At 69.4% G+C, this 18,757-nt stretch carries 20 protein-coding genes and 1 tRNA gene; 8 read left to right on the top strand and 13 right to left on the bottom strand.

Annotated features, from left to right (window positions below):
• Window positions 1–195 precede the first annotated feature (195 nt).
• From Q5716_RS14000 to Q5716_RS13980, 5 genes are all read right to left on the bottom strand, one after another.
• Entirely contained in the window at window positions 196–972 is a 777-nt protein-coding gene (locus tag Q5716_RS14000; protein ID WP_305003772.1) for a lysophospholipid acyltransferase family protein, read from the bottom strand.
• Between the two features lie 4 nt (window positions 973–976).
• Entirely contained in the window at window positions 977–2,344 is a 1,368-nt protein-coding gene (gene murA, locus Q5716_RS13995) for a UDP-N-acetylglucosamine 1-carboxyvinyltransferase (RefSeq protein ID WP_305003771.1), read from the bottom strand.
• A gap of 33 nt (window positions 2,345–2,377) precedes the next feature.
• A complete protein-coding gene (gene leuD / locus Q5716_RS13990; protein ID WP_305003770.1) occupies window positions 2,378–2,992 on the bottom strand; it encodes a 3-isopropylmalate dehydratase small subunit in 615 nt (204 codons plus the stop codon).
• Complete coding sequence (leuC, locus tag Q5716_RS13985) at window positions 2,992–4,425, bottom strand: 3-isopropylmalate dehydratase large subunit (RefSeq protein WP_305003769.1); 1,434 nt, start codon at window positions 4,423–4,425, stop codon at window positions 2,992–2,994. The genes leuD and leuC overlap by 1 nt, the downstream gene beginning before the upstream one ends.
• A 140-nt stretch (window positions 4,426–4,565) precedes the next feature.
• A complete protein-coding gene (locus tag Q5716_RS13980) occupies window positions 4,566–5,591 on the bottom strand; it encodes a TerC family protein (protein WP_305003768.1) in 1,026 nt (341 codons plus the stop codon).
• 178 nt (window positions 5,592–5,769) lie between these two features.
• Between Q5716_RS13980 and Q5716_RS13975 the strand changes: the two genes are divergently transcribed.
• A complete protein-coding gene (locus tag Q5716_RS13975) occupies window positions 5,770–6,036 on the top strand; it encodes a 2TM domain-containing protein (protein ID WP_305003767.1) in 267 nt (88 codons plus the stop codon).
• A gap of 58 nt (window positions 6,037–6,094) precedes the next feature.
• Here the strand turns inward: Q5716_RS13975 and Q5716_RS13970 are convergent.
• Window positions 6,095–6,167: transfer RNA gene (locus tag Q5716_RS13970), tRNA-Glu, on the bottom strand.
• 86 nt (window positions 6,168–6,253) lie between these two features.
• Here Q5716_RS13970 and Q5716_RS13965 point away from each other — a divergent pair.
• On the top strand, window positions 6,254–6,700 hold the full coding sequence (locus tag Q5716_RS13965) for a hypothetical protein (RefSeq protein WP_305003766.1): 447 nt from the start codon (window positions 6,254–6,256) through the stop codon (window positions 6,698–6,700).
• A gap of 8 nt (window positions 6,701–6,708) precedes the next feature.
• On the opposite strand, the gene Q5716_RS13960 is transcribed toward Q5716_RS13965, so the two are convergent.
• From Q5716_RS13960 to Q5716_RS13950, 3 genes are read right to left on the bottom strand one after another with little or no spacing between them, the layout of a single operon-like run.
• On the bottom strand, window positions 6,709–7,635 hold the full coding sequence (locus tag Q5716_RS13960; protein WP_305003765.1) for a diacylglycerol/lipid kinase family protein: 927 nt from the start codon (window positions 7,633–7,635) through the stop codon (window positions 6,709–6,711).
• Between the two features lie 25 nt (window positions 7,636–7,660).
• Entirely contained in the window at window positions 7,661–9,754 is a 2,094-nt protein-coding gene (locus Q5716_RS13955) for a heavy metal translocating P-type ATPase (protein WP_305003764.1), read from the bottom strand.
• Window positions 9,755–9,758: 4 nt separating this feature from the next.
• Window positions 9,759–10,040, bottom strand: a complete 282-nt coding sequence (locus Q5716_RS13950; protein ID WP_305003763.1) for a metal-sensitive transcriptional regulator — start codon at window positions 10,038–10,040, stop codon at window positions 9,759–9,761.
• Between the two features lie 61 nt (window positions 10,041–10,101).
• On the opposite strand from Q5716_RS13950, the gene Q5716_RS13945 reads away from it, so the two are divergent.
• Both Q5716_RS13945 and Q5716_RS13940 read left to right on the top strand, forming a co-directional pair.
• A complete protein-coding gene (locus Q5716_RS13945; protein WP_305003762.1) occupies window positions 10,102–10,737 on the top strand; it encodes an MBL fold metallo-hydrolase in 636 nt (211 codons plus the stop codon).
• Between the two features lie 2 nt (window positions 10,738–10,739).
• Window positions 10,740–11,888, top strand: coding sequence for an acetyl-CoA C-acetyltransferase (locus Q5716_RS13940; RefSeq protein WP_305003761.1), 1,149 nt, complete (start codon window positions 10,740–10,742; stop codon window positions 11,886–11,888).
• 3 nt (window positions 11,889–11,891) lie between these two features.
• Here the strand turns inward: Q5716_RS13940 and Q5716_RS13935 are convergent, their stop codons facing one another.
• Window positions 11,892–12,662 carry an enoyl-CoA hydratase gene (locus Q5716_RS13935; protein ID WP_305003760.1) on the bottom strand — a complete coding sequence of 257 codons (771 nt, stop codon included), beginning with the start codon at window positions 12,660–12,662 and terminating at the stop codon, window positions 11,892–11,894.
• A 33-nt stretch (window positions 12,663–12,695) separates the two neighbouring features.
• Entirely contained in the window at window positions 12,696–13,754 is a 1,059-nt protein-coding gene (locus Q5716_RS13930; RefSeq protein ID WP_305003759.1) for an enoyl-CoA hydratase/isomerase family protein, read from the bottom strand.
• A gap of 123 nt (window positions 13,755–13,877) precedes the next feature.
• Between Q5716_RS13930 and Q5716_RS13925 the strand changes: the two genes are divergently transcribed.
• The 3 genes from Q5716_RS13925 to Q5716_RS13915 are packed head-to-tail and all read left to right on the top strand — an operon-like array spanning window position 13,878 to window position 16,554.
• Window positions 13,878–14,642 carry an electron transfer flavoprotein subunit beta/FixA family protein gene (locus Q5716_RS13925; protein WP_305003758.1) on the top strand — a complete coding sequence of 255 codons (765 nt, stop codon included), beginning with the start codon at window positions 13,878–13,880 and terminating at the stop codon, window positions 14,640–14,642.
• Window positions 14,643–14,665: 23 nt separating this feature from the next.
• Window positions 14,666–15,640 carry an electron transfer flavoprotein subunit alpha/FixB family protein gene (locus Q5716_RS13920; protein ID WP_305003757.1) on the top strand — a complete coding sequence of 325 codons (975 nt, stop codon included), beginning with the start codon at window positions 14,666–14,668 and terminating at the stop codon, window positions 15,638–15,640.
• Window positions 15,637–16,554, top strand: a complete 918-nt coding sequence (locus tag Q5716_RS13915; RefSeq protein ID WP_305003756.1) for a cytochrome b/b6 domain-containing protein — start codon at window positions 15,637–15,639, stop codon at window positions 16,552–16,554. The genes Q5716_RS13920 and Q5716_RS13915 overlap by 4 nt, the downstream gene beginning before the upstream one ends.
• On the opposite strand, the gene Q5716_RS13910 is transcribed toward Q5716_RS13915, so the two are convergent.
• Both Q5716_RS13910 and Q5716_RS13905 read right to left on the bottom strand, forming a co-directional pair.
• The gene (locus Q5716_RS13910) at window positions 16,555–17,304 is read right to left on the bottom strand and encodes a formylglycine-generating enzyme family protein (RefSeq protein ID WP_305003755.1); all 750 of its coding nucleotides are present in this window, start codon (window positions 17,302–17,304) and stop codon (window positions 16,555–16,557) included.
• Between the two features lie 43 nt (window positions 17,305–17,347).
• Window positions 17,348–17,929 carry a GNAT family N-acetyltransferase gene (locus tag Q5716_RS13905; protein ID WP_434056620.1) on the bottom strand — a complete coding sequence of 194 codons (582 nt, stop codon included), beginning with the start codon at window positions 17,927–17,929 and terminating at the stop codon, window positions 17,348–17,350.
• Window positions 17,930–17,997: 68 nt separating this feature from the next.
• Between Q5716_RS13905 and Q5716_RS13900 the strand changes: the two genes are divergently transcribed.
• Window positions 17,998–18,714: a LuxR family transcriptional regulator gene (locus Q5716_RS13900; protein ID WP_305003753.1), complete on the top strand. Its 717-nt coding sequence runs from the start codon at window positions 17,998–18,000 to the stop codon at window positions 18,712–18,714.
• Window positions 18,715–18,757: the final 43 nt, after the last annotated feature.

The raw sequence follows: 18,757 nt of genomic DNA, 5'->3' as shown, positions 1-18,757 counted from the left end.
TCCTGCTCTGCTACTGGCACCACCACACCGTCGACACCGGACCCTGGCACTGGCGCATCACAGACGGACTCCCCGAAATCCGAGGACCCGGCATCCCCCACTGGACACCCACCAGATCAACCACACCACGCGTCGCCGCAGCGTAGCCGCCCGCCTTCAGCGAGATGAGCTGCGCCAAGCTGCCGGCAAGTGGCGTCAGAGCTGGTTCGCGCCCGCGCCCGCGCCGGGCTCGTCGTAGCGCCCGATCTCGCTCTGCCCGTGCGCTGCGGGGTCCCACCGCTCGAGGGGGGCTTTCTCGCCGCGCAGCTCCTCGAGAAGGGCGGTGATCGCCTGCATCACCGAGTTCGTCGCCTCGGCGTAGGTCGCTCCGGTGCGGGGCTCGTCCCTCCACGGCGAGAGATCCAGGGGCTCGCCGATGACGATGTCGACGTCCTTGCGCGGGAACAGGCTGAGCTTCTTCGAGTAGCGCGGCAGGATGCGGTGAACGCCCCACGTCGCGCACGGATAGATCGGCACGCCGTGCTCCAGCGCGAGACGCACGGCACCGAACTTGCCGCGCATCGGCCAGATCTCCGGATCGCGAGTGAGGGTGCCCTCCGGGTAGACGATAACCGCGAGGCCATGGTCCACGAGTCGGGACGCAGCAGCGAGCGGGTCCGCTCCCCCGGCGACGGCACCCTGCCGCTCCACCGGGATCTGCCCCGACGCGCGCAGGATCGCGCCGACTACCGGCACCCGGAAGAGACTCGCCTTCGCGAGGAACCGCGGCACCCGGCGGGCCCGCCACAGCGTGTACGCCGTCACGAGCGGATCGAGGTTCGTGTAGTGGTTGGGCGCAAGGATGAACGCGCCCGACTCCGGCACGCGGTCGAGGTGGTGGAAGCGGTATCGCCCGCCCAGCTTGAGGAACGGGATGACGATGGCCGCGAGCAGCCACCAGCCGAACGTCCGCTCGTCGCGCCGCCGCGCCACCGAGCTAGTCCTCGAACGAGAAGTCGGCGCCGAGGTCGGCGAGCTTGTCGATGAAGTGCTCGTAGCCGCGGCTGATGAGTCCGATGTTCGACACCGTCGAGGTGCCATCGGCGGTCAGCGCCGCGATGAGGTGGCTGAACCCGCCGCGAAGGTCGGGGATCTCGACATCCGCCCCGTGCAGCGCGGTCGGGCCGACGATGACCGCGGCCTGCTCGAGCGGACGACGGGGCACGCGCCGCGTCACCGACTCGAGGCCATCCTTGTGCACGACGATGTCGGCGCCCATCTCGATGAGCGCATCAGTGAAGCCGAAGCGGTTCTCGTACACGGTCTCGTGCACCACGCTGCGGCCCTCCGCCTGCGTGAGAGCGACGATGAGGGGCTGCTGCCAGTCCGTCATGAAGCCCGGGTGCACGTCGGTCTCGACGACAACCGGCTTGAGCGGAGTGCCGGGGTGGTAGAAGCGGATCCCGTCCTCGTGGATGTCGAACTTGCCCCCCACCTTGCGGAAGATGTTGAGGAACGTCATGAGCTCCTGCTGCTTCGCGCCGGCGACGAAGATGTCGCCCTTGGTAGCGAGCGCAGCGGATGCCCAGCTCGCGGCCTCGTTGCGGTCGAACAGCGCCCGGTGCGTGTAGCCCTCGAGCTTCTCGACGCCCTCGATGAAGATGACGCGGTTCGGCTCGACATTGATGATCGCGCCCATCTTCTGGAGGATCGCGATGAGATCCATGATCTCGGGCTCGATGGCCGCGTTCTTGAGCTCGGTGACCCCCTCGGCGAGCACCGCCGTCAGGAGCACCTGCTCGGTCGCGCCCACGCTCGGGTAGGGCAGCTCGATGTTCGCGCCCTTGAGCCCGTTGGGCGCCGTCAGGCGGATGCCCTCGTAGCTCTTGTCCACGATCGCGCCGAACGCACGCAGAGCGTCCATGTGGAAGTCGATCGGCCGGTCGCCGATGCGGCAGCCGCCGAGGTCGGGGATGAGCGCCTCGCCCAGTCGGTGCAGGAGCGGACCGCAGAACAGGATCGGAATGCGGCTCGAGCCGGCGAGCGCGTCGATCTCATGGAACTGCGCCTTGAGCACGTTCGTCGGGTCGAGCAGCAGCTCGCCCTCGCCGACCTTCGTCACGGAGACGCCGTAGGCACCGAGCATCCCGGTCACGACACCGACATCACTGATGTCGGGGACGTCGAGAAGGTGGCTGGGGCTGTCCGCAAGGAGAGCGGCGACCATCGCCTTCGTCGCGAGGTTCTTGGCCCCGCGCACATCGACGCGGCCCTTGAGCGGCTTTCCGCCGTTGATCACGATCTTGTCGGACAGTAAACCCACTCGCTCGGCCGCCTTCTGGGCATCCTTGGTCAGTGAATTCATGGTCACCTCTTGTTCTCGGTTCGCCGAGCCCGATTAGCGAGCCGGAAGTGTGGTGGGCCGCCAGCTCTCGCGGCGGGACTCGAACTCGGTGATGTGGTTCTCATCACGGAGCGTGAGGCCGATGTCGTCAAGGCCCTCGAGCAAACGCCACCTAGTGTAATCGTCGATCTCGAAAGGGAAGCTGGCAGTTCCGACGGTCACTGTCTTGGCAACAAGGTCGACCGAGACCGCTATTCCCGGATGCTCGTCGACGATCAGCCAAATCGTCTCGATGTCCTTCTCACTCAACTGCGCCGCGAGAAGCCCCTGCTTGCCGGAGTTGCCCCGGAAGATATCGCCGAAGCGCGAACTCAGCACCGCAGCGAAACCGTAGTCGCGCAGCGCCCACACGGCGTGCTCACGGCTCGACCCGGTGCCGAAGTCCGGGCCGGCGATGAGGATGCGCGTCTCCGTGCCCGGCTGCTCGACGCGGTAGGGCTCGCGATTCAGCACGAAGTCCGGGTCCTGACGCCACCCGTAGAACAGGGCGTCGTCGAATCCGGTCTTCGTTACGCGCTTGAGGAACTGCGCAGGGATGATCTGGTCGGTGTCGACATTCGAGCGCTGGAGGGGGACTCCGATGCCGGCGACAGTCGAGATGGGCTCCATTATGCGGACACCTCCACGCTCAGGTCGGCGGGGCTCGAGAGCGTTCCCCGGATGGCGGTCGCCGCGGCGACGACAGGCGAGACCAGGTGCGTTCGACCGCCCTTGCCCTGCCGCCCCTCGAAGTTGCGGTTCGAGGTGGATGCACAGCGCTCCCCCGGCGCGAGCTGGTCGGGATTCATACCGAGACACATCGAGCAGCCCGCGAAGCGCCACTCCGCACCGAACTCCTCGACGATCTTGTCGATGCCCTCCGCTTCGGCCTCGATGCGCACGCGCGCCGAGCCCGGGACGACCATGACCCGCACATTGTCGGCCTTCTTGCGACCCTTGATGATCTCCGCGAACGCGCGCAGGTCCTCGATGCGGCTGTTGGTGCACGATCCCATGAAGACGGCGTCGACGGGGATCTCCTTCATCGGCGTACCCGCCGTGAGGTCCATGTACTCGAGCGCGCGCTCGGCGGCAGCGCGGTCGTTGGGGTCGTCGAATGCCGCAGGATCGGGCACCGAGTCGTTGAGCGAGACGCCCTGACCGGGATTGGTGCCCCACGTCACGAACGGTTCGAGCTCGTCCGCGTCGAGGAAGACCTCGGCGTCGAACACGGCGTCGTCATCGGTCGCGAGCGTGTTCCAGTAGGCGACGGCGGCATCCCACTCGGCACCCTGAGGCGCGTGGGGCCGTCCCTTGAGGTAGTCGTACGTGGTCTGGTCGGGGGCGACCATTCCCGCGCGGGCTCCCGCTTCGATCGACATGTTGCAGATCGTCATCCGGCCCTCCATGGAGAGCGAGCGGATGGCACTGCCGCGGTACTCCAGGACGTAGCCCTGACCGCCGCCGGTGCCGATCTTCGCGATGACCGCGAGGATGATGTCCTTCGCCGTCACCCCCGGCTTGAGGGTGCCCTCGACCGTGATCGCCATCGTCTTGAACGGCTTGAGCGGCAGCGTCTGAGTCGCGAGCACGTGCTCGACCTCGCTCGTGCCGATGCCGAACGCCATCGCGCCGAACGCGCCGTGCGTCGAGGTGTGCGAGTCACCGCACACGACCGTGATGCCCGGCATCGTGAGGCCCAGCTGCGGGCCGACGACGTGCACGATTCCCTGCTCGATGTCGCCCAGCGAGTGCAGGCGGATGCCGAACTCCTGGGCGTTCGTGCGCAGGGTCTCGATCTGAGTGCGGCTGATCGGGTCGGCGATCGGCCGGTCGATCAGCAGGGTCGGGGTGTTGTGGTCCTCGGTCGCGATCGTCAGATCCGGTCGGCGTACGGGACGACCGGCCATCCGGAGCCCGTCGAACGCCTGCGGCGACGTGACCTCGTGCACGAGGTGCAGGTCGATGTAGATGAGGTCGGGGCTGCCGTTCTCGCCCTTGACGACCAGGTGGTCATCCCACACCTTCTCGGCGAGAGTGCGGGGTCGTGCTGCTTCAGTCATGGATGCTTGTCCTTCTTCGATTCCGTATCCAGCCCATAGCGGACTCCGCGACGAGGGAGGCTAGTGGCTAGGCCCCGTCGCGGCGACGAAGAAGAAGTCGGCCGAAACGCATTCTCCGAGAGTAGCACTGCCGCCGAGCGCTACTCGGCGGGGGTGCTCTCGCTCGGCTCCTGCTCGATGGCGGGCGAGCGCCGGGCATCCACGCGGATCTTGATGAGGCTCGCGACGACCGCGATGGCCATCGCGACGAGGATGACCGCGAGGGAGGTCCACGTCGAGATCTCGGGGGCCCAGTCGACGTGCTCGCCGCCGTTGATGAACGGCAGCTCGTTCACGTGCAGGGCGTGGAAGAAGAGCTTCACCCCGATGAATCCGAGGATGAACGCGATGCCGTAGTGCAGGTACTCGAGCTTGTCGATGAGGTCGCCGAGGAGGAAGTACAGCTGACGCAGTCCCATAAGGGCGAACACGTTCGCGGTGAAGACGATGAACGGATCCTGCGTGATGCCGAAGATGGCCGGGATCGAGTCGATGGCGAAGACGAGATCGGTGAGACCGAGGGCGATGAAGACGACGAGGATCGGCGTGAAGACCTTGCGCCCGTCGATGACGGTGCGCAGCTTCGCTCCGTCATAGGTGTCGGAGATCGCGATGCGCTTGCGGAGGAAGCGGATGACCCCGTTCTCGGTCTCCTCCATGTCGTCGTGCTTCTCGAAGGCCTGCCGGATGGCGGTGTAGAGCAGGAACGCTCCGAAGAGGTAGAAGATCCAGGAGAAGTTCTCGATGAGCTGAGCGCCGAGCAGGATGAAGACGCCGCGCAGCACGAGGGCGATGAGGATGCCCACCATGAGCACCTCCTGCTGGTACTTCCGGGGCACCGAGAACCTCGCCATGATGATGACGAAGACGAACAGGTTGTCGATCGACAACGAGTACTCGGTCACCCAGCCGGCGATGAACTCCGCCGCGTGGTCGACCGAGCCCTGCCAGAGCATGAGGCCCGCGAAGACGAGCGCGAGCCCGACATAGAACGCCACCCACAGCGCCGACTCTCTGGTCGACGGGATGTGCGGGCGCTTGTAGGCGAGCACCAGGTCGGCGGCGAGGATGAGCAGGAGGACGACGAACGAGGTGATCTCGAACCAAGCGGGCAGTGCGGCTTCCATGGGATCCGTTCAGGAGAGGAGGGTATGGGGAACTGCCGAAAGTCTCTCCCCCGCGCTGCCCTCGGAACTGCTGCGCGTCACCGGCCCGGAACCACGGCGTCGGGGTTCGTACTGACGGGCTCGATGGGGCGGGATACTCCCCTTCGCGTCGCCATTCTAGCGCGATAGTCTCGGGTGCATGAACGATGACGAATTGCGCTCACTCGCAGTGAAGCGCCTCAAGGCACGCTCCGACTTCTACCGCTATCTGCTCGTCTGGCTCGCGGTGTCCGCCATTGTCACCTTCGTGTGGTGGATGACCGGCGCGGGCTACTTCTGGCCCGGCTGGGTCATCGGCGGCATGGGCATCGCCGCGCTCTTTCAGGCCATCGACGTGTTCGGCAAGCACGGCGTCATCACCGACGCCGCCGTCGACGCCGAGGTGGAGAAGCTCAAGAAGGGCTGACGCCCGAGCATCCCGAACAGCAGAAAACCCCCGGCAGGACCGGGGGTTTTCGCTATTGTGACCCCAGCGGGATTCGAACCCGCGTTACCGCCGTGAGAGGGCGGCGTACTAGGCCTCTATACGATGGGGCCGTCAGACAACTAGAAGAGTATGCCACACCCGGCACACCCTGACCAAAACCGTCCGAGCACCTGACCATTCCCGGGGGAACCGAACCATGGCCAGCACCATGCGCACCGCTCTCATCCTGATTCTCACAGCGGCCTCGCTCGCGGGCTGCTCCGTGCTCGGCCTCGGCGGCCCCGCCCGCGACGCCGACGGTCGAGTGACCGAGCCGGCGGACATCCGCTCCACTGCTCTCACCGTCGGCGACTGCTTCAGCTTCATCGACGGCACGAACATGGCCGAGGCGACCGTCGTGCCGTGCGCCACGACGCACACCCACATCGTCATCGGACAGGGATCGCTCACGAAGGCCGACATCGACGCGGGCGGCGGCCTGCAGAATGCCGTGTCGGCGGCGTGCTCCGACTCGTTCGAAGCCTTCGTGGCGTCGGCGGCGGAAGGCGCCAAGCCGAAGCAGGAGTTCGTCGTGTCCACTGCAGAGGAGGACGGCGTCGAGGTGACGCGCTACTCGTGCGTCGCCACGGACGCCGCCGCCTAGCTGTACCCCTAGCCGCGAGTCTCGAGCAGGCGCAGGGCGTTCGGCACGACCTCGATGTCGATGGGAAGCGCTCCGAACCGCTCACCGTCGGCGTAGGCGACGAGACCGTCCGCCTCGATGCGGACCCGCTTCGCGCGATGGATGCTCACCCGCGGGTCGGTAACGTGCGTGCCCTCGAAGACGCGAGGGAAGATGCGCAGGAACGACACCCGCGAGAGCGCCTTCACGACGAGCACGTCGAGCAGGCCATCGTCGAGCTCCGCATCGGGCGTCACCTTCATTCCCCCGCCGAGGGAGACGTTGTTGCCGACGCTGATGAGGGCGCCGCTCGTCTCGAGCACCTCGCCGTCGAGCTCCAGCCGGTAGTGGATGGGCCGCAGCCGGGCGAGCTCGAGGCCGAGAGCGATGAGGTACCTGCTGGCACCCCGCGGGCGGCGCATGTGGTTGGCGCGCTCGTTCACGATCGCGTCGAAACCCGCCGAGAGCACGCACGCGAACCAGCGCTCGGCAGCCGCGCCGTCGTCGTCGACGAAGTGCACGCGCCCGGCATCCACGACTCGCGGCGGGCGTTCGAGGGCGTCGATGAGAGCGCGGATCGCCGCCTCGGTGTTGTCGAACGGGATGCCCAGGCCCCGCGCCATGTCGTTTCCCGTACCGGAGGGCACGATGCCGAGTGGCACCTTCGTCTTGGCGACGAGGTTGGCTCCGAGGTTGACCATGCCGTCGCCGCCGACGACGATCAGCGCGTCGGGCTTCGAGGCGACCGCCCGCCGCCCCGACTCCATGAGCTGCTCGAAGTCGGGTTCCTGCAGGCTCGTCACGTCGTGGCCGAGAGCCCTGAGTGTCTGGACGACGGCCGGACCCACATCACGGCCCTTGCCGAACGAGGCGGTCGGGTTGATCGCCACGACGAGGCGGCGGGACATCGACGTCATGCGCCCAGTATGGCGCGGATCGGCGTCACTCCCGACGCGCGGCCGATCCGAGCCGAGTGAGGCGCAGCAGCTGGGCGTTGAGGGCGACGACGATCGTCGAGACGGACATGAAGACAGCCGCGAGCGCGGGCGGCAGCAGGATGCCGGCGCCGTACGCCGCCCCCGCCGCGAGCGGGATGCCGATCGCGTTGTAGCCGGTCGCCCAGAAGAGGTTCTGCACCTCCTTGCGCCAGGTCGCCTTGCTGAGGGCGAGCATCGAGGCGACACCGCGCGGGTCGCTCGAGGCGAGCACGATGCCGGCCGACTCGATCGCGACATCCGTGCCCGCACCGATCGCGATGCCGACGTCCGCCTGGGCGAGCGCCGGGGCATCGTTGATGCCGTCGCCGACCATCGCGACGCGACCCGACTGCTGCAGTCGGCGCACCACGTCCGCCTTCTCGCCGGGCAGCACCTGGGCGAAGACCTCCTCGATGCCGAGCTGGCGCGCGACCCACGTCGCGACCTCGTGCGAGTCGCCGGTGAGCATCGCCACGCGAACACCGCGAGCGGTGAGGTCGCGCACAGCCTCGAGGGACTCGGGGCGCACGGTGTCGGCGAGGCCGATCATCCCGAGCACCTCGTCCCCGGAGAGCACATAGACGATCGTCGCCCCGCTCCCGGCGAGGTCGCGAGCCGACTGCACGAAGGACACGGGCAGAACGAGGCCACGCTCGGTGATGACGCGCTGGCTCACCACGAGCACCTCGCGGCCGTCGACGGTCGCCTGCGCGCCGCGGCCGGCGAGCGCGGCGAAGCCCGTCGCCTTCGCAACCGGGACGCCCCGCTCCGCCGCCTCCGCGACGATTGCCCGGGCGATGGGATGCTCGGACGACGCCTCCACGGACGCCGCGAGCGCGAGCACCTCCTCCTCGGTGCGGCCGTCGGCGACAGCCACGGCAGCCACGCCCTGCGACCCCGTCGTCAGCGTGCCCGTCTTGTCGAAGAGCACCACGTCGATCGTGCGCGCCTCCTCGAGGGCGAGGCGGTTCTTGACGAGGATGCCGTTCTTCGCGCCGAGGGCGGTGGAGATCTGGGACACGAGCGGGATCGCGAGGCCCAGGGCGTGGGGGCACGCGATGACGAGAACGCTGACCACGCGCTCGAGGACGAAGGCGGGGTCATCCGGCACCAGGAGCGCCCACACGAGCACCGTCACGATCGCCGAGCCGAGCGCGACGTAGAACAGGAGGGCGGCAGCGCGGTCGGCGAGAAGCTGGGCCGTCGACTTGCTCGACTGGGCGTCGGCGACGAGCTTCATGATTCCGGCGAGGGCGGTGTCGCCTCCCGTACGCGTCACGCGCACGGTGAGCGCACCGGCACCGTTCACCGCGCCGCCGATGACGGTCGAGCCCACCGACTTGGCGACCGCGGCCGACTCGCCCGTGAGGAGCGACTCGTCGACCTCCGACTGCCCCTCGACGACCTCGCCGTCGACGGGGACAGCGGCTCCGGGCCGCACGAGCACGAGGTCGCCGACCGAGAGACTCGACACCGGCATAGTCATGACGTGGTCGCCGTGCAGCACGTCCGCCTCGTCGGGAAGCAGCTTGGCGAGCTCGCCGAGCGCGTTCTGGGCGCCCATGACGGCGCTCATCTCGATCCAGTGGCCGAGGAGCATGATCGTGATGAGCGTAGCGAGCTCCCACCAGAAGTCCATGCCGGGCAGACCGAGCGTGACCGCCGCGCTGTAGCCGAACGCGACGACGATCGCGAGGGAGATGAGCGTCATCATGCCGGGCTGCTTCGCGCGAAGCTCGGTCACGGCGCCGCGGAGGAACACGAGGCCGCCGTAGACGAAGATCGCGAGCCCGAACACTGCGGGGATGAACTGGCTGCCGGGGAAGCGCGGGCCAGAGAGCCCGAGGATGTCTTGGAGGCCCTCGGAGAAGACGAGCGTGGGGATCGTGAGGGCGAGACTGATCCAGAACTTGCGGCGGAAGATCGCCGGGTCGTGGTGCGAGTGGTCGCCGCCGCCGTGGCCCGCGTGCGCGTCGTGCCCGCCGCCGTGGTGGTGGGAGCCGTGGTCGTGCGAGCCGTGGCCCTGGTGATCGTGGTGCATGTGGCTGTGGTCGGTCATGGTCCTACTCCGAGCGGTTGTTGGAGATCTCGTACACGCGCAGCAGTTCCTCGACGGCGTGATCGACGTGCTCGCCGCCCTGCTCGAACATGTCGGCGACGTGGGTGCGCAAGTGGTTCTCGACGAGCAGTTTGTTGAGGCTGCGCAGCGACTTCTGGATGGCCAGCGACTGCGTGACGATGTCGACGCAGTAGTCCTCGTTCTCGATCATCTTCTCGAGTCCGCGGATCTGGCCTTCGATGATGCGGCTGCGGTGCAGCGCGCGTTTCTTCAGGTCGGCGATCATGCTGTCAACCCTATACCCCCCGGGGGTATCATCCGCAACTACCCGGTTCTAAGCTCGAGGCATGAAGGTGACCAAGCACGAGCACGCCTGCCAGGTGATCGAGAAGTCCAGCAGTGCGCTCATCATCGACCCCGGTGCGTTCACGCTCCCCCTCGACGACGTCACCGGCGTCGTCGCGATCGTGATCACCCACGAGCACGCCGACCACTGGACGGCCGAGCACATCGAGCGCATCCGGCAGAAGAACCCGGATGCCCGCCTCCTCGGCCCCGCCGGCGTCGCCGCCGCCGCGGGCGACCTCGAGGTCGAGGTCGTGGCTCCCGGCGACACGGTCGAGATCGAGCCCTTCACGCTGAGCTTCTTCGGCGGCGAGCACGCCGTCATCCACGAGTCCATCCCGGTGATCGACAACGTCGGAGTGCTCGTCGACGGCGAGTACTACTACGGGGGCGACTCCTACTCCGTGCCGGACGCGACGGTCGAGGTGCTCGCGGCTCCGATCGGAGCGCCGTGGCTCAAGATCGGCGAGGCGATGGACTACGTCGTCGCCGTCTCGCCCCGCCGAGTCTTCCCCGTGCACGACGCGACCATCTCCGCGATCGGCAAGAACCTCTCCAACCCGCGCCTCGAGTGGGCGGCGGCGCAGGGCGGGGGCGAGTACGTCGTGCTCGAGCCCGGAGAGAGCCTGGACCTGTAGCCGTGGCCGAGGCGTACATCGTCGAGGCGGTGCGGTCGCCCGTCACGCGGCGCGGCGGATCGCTCGCCGGCGTGCATCCGCTCGACCTGGCGGCACACCCCCTCAAGGCCCTCTTCGAGCGCGTCGACCTCGACCCGGCCGCCGTCGACGAGGTGATCCTCGGCTGCCTCGACCAGATCGGCCCCCAGGGCATGGATGTGGCCCGCAGTGCCTGGCTAGCCGCGGGCCTTCCCGAGCACGTGCCCGGCACTACCGTGGACCGGCAGTGCGGCTCTGGCCAGCAAGCCGTCTCGTACGCGACTCAGGCCGTCATGAGCGGCACGAGCGACCTCGTCGTCGCGGGCGGCACGCAGCACATGTCGGCGATCCCCATCCAGGCCTCGCTCGGCATAGCTCGGGAGTTCGGGTTCGACGACCCGTTCACCGGTTCGAGCGGCTGGGAGGAGCGCTACGGTCGGCAGGAGATCTCGCAGTTCCGCGGCGCCGAACTCATCGTCGAGCGCTGGGGGCTGTCGCGCGAGGAGCTCGAGGAGTACGCGATCCGCTCGCACGAACGCGCGCTCGCCGCCGTCGCCGACCGTCGCTTCGACCGCGAGATCGCGCCGCTCGGCGACGCCGCCGCCGACGAGGGGCCGCGTGAGCCGAACCGCGAGAAGATCGCGTCGCTGCCCCCGATCCGCGAGGGCGGCGCACACACCGCCGCCACCGCGTCGCAGGTCTCCGACGGCAGTGCGGCGCTCCTCATCGCCTCCGAGCGAGCGGTTCGGGACCACGGACTCACGCCTCGGGCGCGCATCCACCACCTCTCCGCTCGCGCCGGCGACCCCGTGGTGATGCTCACGGCGCCCATCGAGGCGACGCGGGTCGCGCTGGACCGCGCGGGGATGACGCTCGACGACATGGACGTCGTGGAGATCAACGAAGCCTTCGCCGCGGTCGTGCTCGCGTGGGAGCGGGAGCTCCGCCCCGACATGGCGCGCGTGAACCCCAACGGCGGCGCGATCGCCCTCGGCCATCCGCTCGGTGCGACCGGCGCCAAGCTCCTCACCGGCATGCTGCACGAGCTCGAGCGCACCGGGGGCCGCTTCGGTCTGCAGACGATGTGCGAGGCCGGGGGTCAGGCGAACGTGACGATCATCGAGCGCCTGTAGCGGCTACCGGTGCCGGAACTCCGGCGGTCGCTTCTCGATGAACGCTGCCATGCCCTCGGCACGGTCATCCGTCGCGAACAGCCCGTAGAACGCGCGGCGCTCGAACAGGAGGCCCTCGGCGAGGGATGACTCGAACGCCCGGTTCACGGACTCCTTCGCCGCGATCACCGCGGGCCGCGACCGCCCCGCGATTCCGGTGGCGACGGAGATCGTCTCCTCGAGGAGCGAGTCCGCGGGCAGCACACGAGCGACGATGCCCAGTCGCGCCGCCTCCGCCGCGTCGATCGTTCGACCCGTGAGCACGAGGTCCATGGCCGTCGCCTTGCCGACCGCGCGAGTCAGCCGCTGCGAACCGCCGAGACCCGGGATGACCCCGAGCGAGATCTCCGGCTGACCGAACTTGGCCGACTCCGAGGCGAACACGGTGTCGCACATCATCGCGAGCTCGCACCCGCCGCCGAGGGCGAAGCCTGACACCGCCGCGAGAATCGGGATGCGGATGCGCCCCAACCGGTCCCAGGTCGAGAAGAGGTCGCGTGCGATCACCTCCGCGTGGCTGATGGCCGCCATCTCCTTGATGTCGGCGCCCGCCGCGAAGGCGCGCTCGGACCCCGTGAGCACGATCGCTCCGATGCCCTCGTCGGCGTCGAAGGCCTCGAGCGCCTCGATGAGCTCTCGCATGAGGGTGGTATTGAGCGCGTTGAGGGCGTCCGGTCGATGCAGGGTCACGATGCCCACTCGGCCACGGGTCTCGGTCAGGATCGTCTCGGTCATGGGTCCTCCAGGAAAACGCGGGATTGCGGGCGATCAGAAGGCCGCGGGGGGTGGCGGCAGCTCGAGGTCTCCCTCGGGAAGCGGCTCGAAGAACGACTCCACCTGTGCGCGGTCGACGGCGCCGATCGTCGGCGGGTCCCACTGCGGAGCCCGGTCCTTGTCGACGAGCTGAGCGCGAATGCCCTCCGCGAAGTCGGGTGTGCGCAGCACCCGCGCCGCGACCCGGTACTCCTGCTGGAGCGCCGATTCGACGTCCGGGAGCCGCTTGCTGCGCCGGAGCGACTCGAGGGTGAGCACGAGCGAGGTCGGCGAGCGCTGCAGGAGCGCCTCGAGGGGCTCGGTGCGGTCGGCGGCGCGCAGGGCATCCACGATCTCGGCGACGTCGTCGTACGCGAAGGCGGAATCGATCCATTCCCGGTCCTTGTCGAGGGCCGTTCTGGGTGGGATCGCGGAGACCGAGGCGATCGTCTCGTCAGGGCCGGCGGTCGCGAGGGCGGCCCGGAGCTCCGGGATGCGGCGCTGCGGGACGAACCAGTCCGCGAGCCCCGCGGTGATGGCGTCCGCGGGCCCGACCGCGGTCGACGTCAGGGCCAGCCAGGTGCCGACCTCGCCGGGAAGCCGCGACAGCAGCCACGTACCGCCGACATCCGGCACGAAGCCGATCGTCGTCTCCGGCATGCCGACGCTCGCCCGCTCGGTCACGACCCGGTGGCTGGAGTGCCCCGCGAGACCGACTCCGCCCCCGAGCGCGAGCCCGTCCATGATCGAGACCACGGGCTTCGGGTAGCGGGCGATGCGAGCGTTGAGGGTGTACTCGTCGCGCCAGAAGTCGAGCGCCGCCGACCCGCCGGCCAGGGCATCCCGCCGCAGCTCGACGACGTCGCCCCCGGCGCAGAACGCGCGATCTCCCGCCCCCTCGATGAGAACGCGGAGCACGTCGGCGTCGTGCTCCCACTCGTCGAGGTTCGCCGCGATCGCCCGCACCATGTCGTGGGTGAGGGCGTTGAGGGCCCGTGGACGATCGAGGGTCACGATGCCGACCGCCCCGTCGACCTCGAAGCGCACGCCGGGCTCGTTCACGTTCTCTTCCATCACTCCTCACCGTAGACCCGTCCGGTTCGGCGGCACCCTACAAAGTCTGGGCGGCGGCGAGTCGGCGGCGGTATTTTTGGGGCTGAGGATGCGCCGACGCTTCCTCAGCAAAGGATCGCGCTCATGAAGATCGTCGTTCTCGTCAAGCAGGTGCCCGACACGTGGGGCGACCGGCGGCTCGACACGTCCACCGGCTGGCTCGATCGCGGCGCGAGTGACGCGATCATCGACGAGATCGGCGAGCGCGCCATCGAGATCGCCCTGAGAGCCAAGGACGCCGACAAGTCGACCGAGGTCGTCGTCGTGACGATGGGCCCGGCATCCGCCGCCGACGTGCTCAAGAAGGGGCTCGCGATGGGAGCCGACTCGGGGGTGCACGTCGTCGACCGCGCACTCGCGGGGGCCGACCTCGGCTGGACGGCGACCGTCCTCGCGGCCGCGATCGGCACCGGCTGGGACCTGGTGGTCACCGGCAACGAGTCGACGGATGGCCGGGGCGGGGTTCTGGCCGCGATGCTCGCCGAGCGCCTCGGAGTGCCCCACCTCACGTCCCTCGACGCTGTGGACATCTCGGCCGACCGCGTCTCGGGCGTGCGCGCCACCGAGTACGGCACAATCGACGCGCACGCCGCGCTGCCCGCTGTGATCTCGGTCACCGAGCGCAGCGCCGAACCGCGCTTCCCGGGGTTCAAGGGCATCCTCGCGGCCAAGAAGAAGCCCGTGACCACGGTCGGGATCACCGATCTCGGCGTCGCTGCACCGGCGGCGAGGTCGGTGGTCGTGAGCGCCGCCGAGCGGCCGGCCCGTCAGGCTGGACGGCTCGTCACCGACGACGGCACCGCCGCCCAGCAGCTCGTCGACTACCTCGCCGCCGAGCGGCTCATCTGAACCGCGGACCACCGGGAGACACCATGACCACCGTTCTCGCCCTCATCGACACCGCCCCCGACGGCGCCGTCCGCCCGACCGCGGGCGGGGTGCTCGCCGCCGCGACCACCCTCGGGGACGCCGTCGCCGTCGTCGCCGTTCCCCCGGGCGCGGGAGCCGCCGTCGCCGAGGAGCTCGGCGCCCTCGGCGCGACCTCCGTGCGCGTCACCGAGTCCGCCGACGCCGCTGCGCTGCTCGGGGCCGGCCTCGTGGATGCCGCGGCCCTCGCCGTCGCCGACCTCTCCCCCGCTGCCGTCATCGTCTCGCACACCGTCGACGGGCGCGACGCCGCCGGCCGCCTGGCCGCACGCATCGACGCCCCGCTCGCCGTCGACGCGGTGGCCGTGCGCTCCGATGCCGGCCGCATCGACGTCGAGCACTCCGTGTTCGGCGGCGCCTACACCGTGCTGTCGTCCGTCGAGCCGGGCGACGCGCCCCTCGTTGTCACGCTGCGCACCGGTGCGGTGGATGCCGCACTCCCGCCCGCGTCGCCCGAGGTCTCGAGCGTTCCGGCGGCACCCGCATCCCCTGCCGCGGCGATCGACGCCGTGCACGACGCGGTCGGCGGCGGGGACCGGCCCGAGCTCGCTGGCGCGTCTGTCGTGGTGTCGGGCGGGCGCGGCCTCGGCTCGCGGGAGAACTTCGCGCTCGTCGAGCGGCTCGCCGACGCCCTCGGCGCCGCGGTCGGGGCATCCCGCGCCGCCGTCGATGCCGGGTTCGTCCCGCAGTCATACCAAGTCGGCCAGACGGGCGTCACCGTCGCCCCGAAGCTCTACATCGCCCTCGGCATCTCGGGCGCCATCCAGCACCGCGCGGGAATGCAGACCTCGGGGCGGATCGTCGCGATCAATACCGACGAGTCGGCACCCATCTTCGACATCGCCGACTTCGGTATTGTCGGAGACGTGTTCACCGTCGTGCCCGCACTCGTCGAGGCCCTCGAGGCCCGACGCCCGTGACCGAGTTTCGCAAGAGCCGCTGGTTCGCGCTCGTCTGGGCTGTGCCCGCGGCCGTCGTGGTCGCCGCCGGCGTCGTGATCCTCGCCCGGTTCATCCGCGACCTGCCTGCCGTGCAGGACTGGCTCGTCACCTACCCGGGGCACTCGCCGCTGCCGGCCGGCACCCCCGAAGGGTTCCCGTGGTGGCTCGGGTGGCTGCACTTCCTCAACTCCCTCTTCATGCTGCTCATCGTGCGCACCGGGTGGCAGATCCACACCACGAAGCGTCATGAGGCCTACTGGACGCGCAACAACTCGGGACTCATCCGCACAAAGAACCCGCCGACGCGATTGAGCCTGCCGCTGTGGTTCCACCTGTCGCTCGACACGCTCTGGGTGCTCACCGGCGTCGTCTACGTCGTGCTGATCTTCGCGAGCGGCCACTGGGCGCGCATCGTGCCGACGAGCTGGGACGTCTTCCCCAACGCGATCTCCACCGGCCTGCAGTACGCAACCCTCGAGTGGCCGACGGAGAACGGGTGGGAGGGCTACAACGCGCTGCAGCTGCTGCTGTACTTCGTGACGGTGTTCATCGCGGCTCCGATCGCGATCCTCACGGGCATCCGGATGTCTCCCGCCTGGTCGATCCGCCTCAAGCGCATCACCCCGTACGTCCCGATCGCGTGGGCGCGTCGACTCCACTTCCCGGTGATGGTCTACTTCGTCGCGTTCACGTTCGTGCACGTCGTGCTCGTCGCCGCGACCGGGCTGCTGCGCAACCTCAACCACATGTACGCCAACCGCGACGACGTGAGCTGGGTGGGCTTCTGGGTGTTCCTGGCGTCGGTCGCCGTGATGGTGGGCGCGTGGATCGCCGCGCGGCCCGTGGTGCTGCGGGCGATCGCCGGCCTGGGCGGCACGGTCAGTCGGCGCTAGCTAGCCCTCCAGCAGCTCGCGCAGCGGCGTCCAGCCGACCGGCAGGGGACCTCGGATGTCGGCGCGCTCGCGATCGGCGGAGGGCGACCAGCCCTGGGCCCCGCCGTCGAGGCCGCTGACGGCACCCCGGGCGACGCGGAAGCCGACGTCCTCGATGCGGGCATCGGGAGCGCTGCCGCGGCGCACGGATGCCCGGCAGCTCCACGAGGGATCGGCCCACCCGCCCCCTCGCATCGAGCGGTAGTCGGCGTACCTCGCCGGGTCGGCGTAGTCCCAGCACCACTCCCACACGTTCCCGAGCATGTCGTGCAGCCCGAACGCGTTGGGCCGCTTGCCGCCGACCGGCTGCGGACCGACGACGTCGTCGAGCCTCGTCCAGGCGATCTCCTCCAGGGCGCCGTAGGCGGGACCGACCGTTCCGGCTCGGCACGCGAACTCCCACTCGGCCTCGGTCGGCAGGCGGTAGCCGTCGGCGGCGGTGTTCCAGCGAACCCGACGACCGTCGACGTGGTACGCGGGGTCGAGCCCCTCCGCGGCGGAACGCCGGTTGAGCCACTCGACGGCGTCGAACCAGGAGACACCGTGGGCGGGCATCCCCTCGCGACCGCCCTCGAAGACGCCCTCGGTCATCTCGACGCGGGCGATCTCGAAAGGCTGGAGCTCCGCGATCCAGCGGGAACCGGTCCGCGCGTCATTGAGCACGATCTCGCCCGCCGGAATCGCGACGAGATCCAGGGGATCCGCCGTCATAGTTCGATCGTAACCCCGCGAGCTCGGGGCGGAGCGGGCTTGACTACGCCGCGGGCACGGTGATGCGCATCACCGTCTTGCTCGTTCCGATGTGCCGCTCGAACACGAAACCGGCCTTCTCGAACATGCGGCGCGTGCCGTTGTGCAAGAACGACGACGAGACGCGCTTCCCCTCGGCAGGCTCGTTGGGGAACGAGACCACTTCGCCGCCGCCCGCACGCGCGATGAGGGCGAGCGCGCCGTCGAGGGCCTCTCGCGCGACGCCTGAGCGACGATGGTCCCGGTCCACGAAGAAGCACGTGATGCGCCACGGCGCCGGCCTCGACTCCCCCGCGTCGTACTGCTTGCGGTGATAGATGTTCGGGAGCTCCACCGGGCTGCCGTACTCGCACCACGCGATCGCCTGATCGCCGTCGAATACGAGCGCGGCGTGGGCGACGCCCTCGTTCACGAGTCGCTCCTTGAACGTGACCCGGTCGTAGTCGTCCTTCACCGTGGTCGCGGTGTCGCCGTGGAAGTAGCTGCAGTAGCACCCGCCCCAGACGCCGTTGTGCTTCTCGGCGAGCGCGCGCCACGCAGGGAACGTCTCCGGGGTGAGCGGTCTGATCTCGTGGGGCACGGGCATCCTCTCCGCAGCGAGTGGGTCGACTTCACCCTAGCCCGGCGAGCGCCGCGCGCCCCTACAATGCACCCATGGAGCGCGTGGGCCCGGCGCAGCTGCGAGCGCTGCTCGACGAGGTAGCGCTGCTCGCGCCGGTGACGACGCTCGCGGGGCTGCGCGGCCAGGTGCCCGACCAGCTCATGCGGCTCGTCCGGTCGGAGCGCGCCGGCTGGGTGACGATGAACCGCCTCACGGGAGTGATGAGCGGAAACCACGTGCCCGAGATGCTGCCCCATCTCATCCCCCTCATGCCGCGCGACCTCGGAGACGTCCCCATGGTCGCGGAGCTCGTGGCGGCCGCGACCGCCGGTTCGCTGCGCATCTCCGACGTCGTACCCGCGGACGAGTGGAAGCGCAGCCGTCTCCGACGCGAGATCTACGAGCCGCTCGGCGGGCAGTTCCAGATCGGCAGCCTCATCGCGTCGGATGAGGGGCTCCTGGAGACAGTCGCCGTCTTCCGCAACGACAGCGACTTCTCGGACGCCGAGCTCGAGACGATCGAGGCGTTCGCCCGCCACGTTCGGCTCGTCGCCGCCCGGATCCGTCGTGCGGAAGGGAGGGCGGCGGAGCATTCGCTCACGGCCCGCCAGCGCCAGGTGCTCGCGGCGCTCGAGGGAGGGGCCACCGTGCGGCGGGCGGCGTGGGAGCTGGGCGTCTCGGAGAAGACCGTCGAGAACCACCTCCAGGCGATCTACCGCCGACTCGGGGTCACGAGCCGCGCCGCCGCCCTGCTCGCGGTGCGCTCCTAGGGACTTCCCCCTATCGCGGAGTCGACGCCGACCCTTCTACCGT

The organism is Antiquaquibacter soli (genome assembly GCF_030580675.1).
GTDB lineage: Bacteria > Actinomycetota > Actinomycetes > Actinomycetales > Microbacteriaceae > Rhodoglobus > Rhodoglobus soli.
Note: the sequence above shows the minus strand (reverse complement) of the source record. Positions and strands in the feature narration are given on the sequence as shown.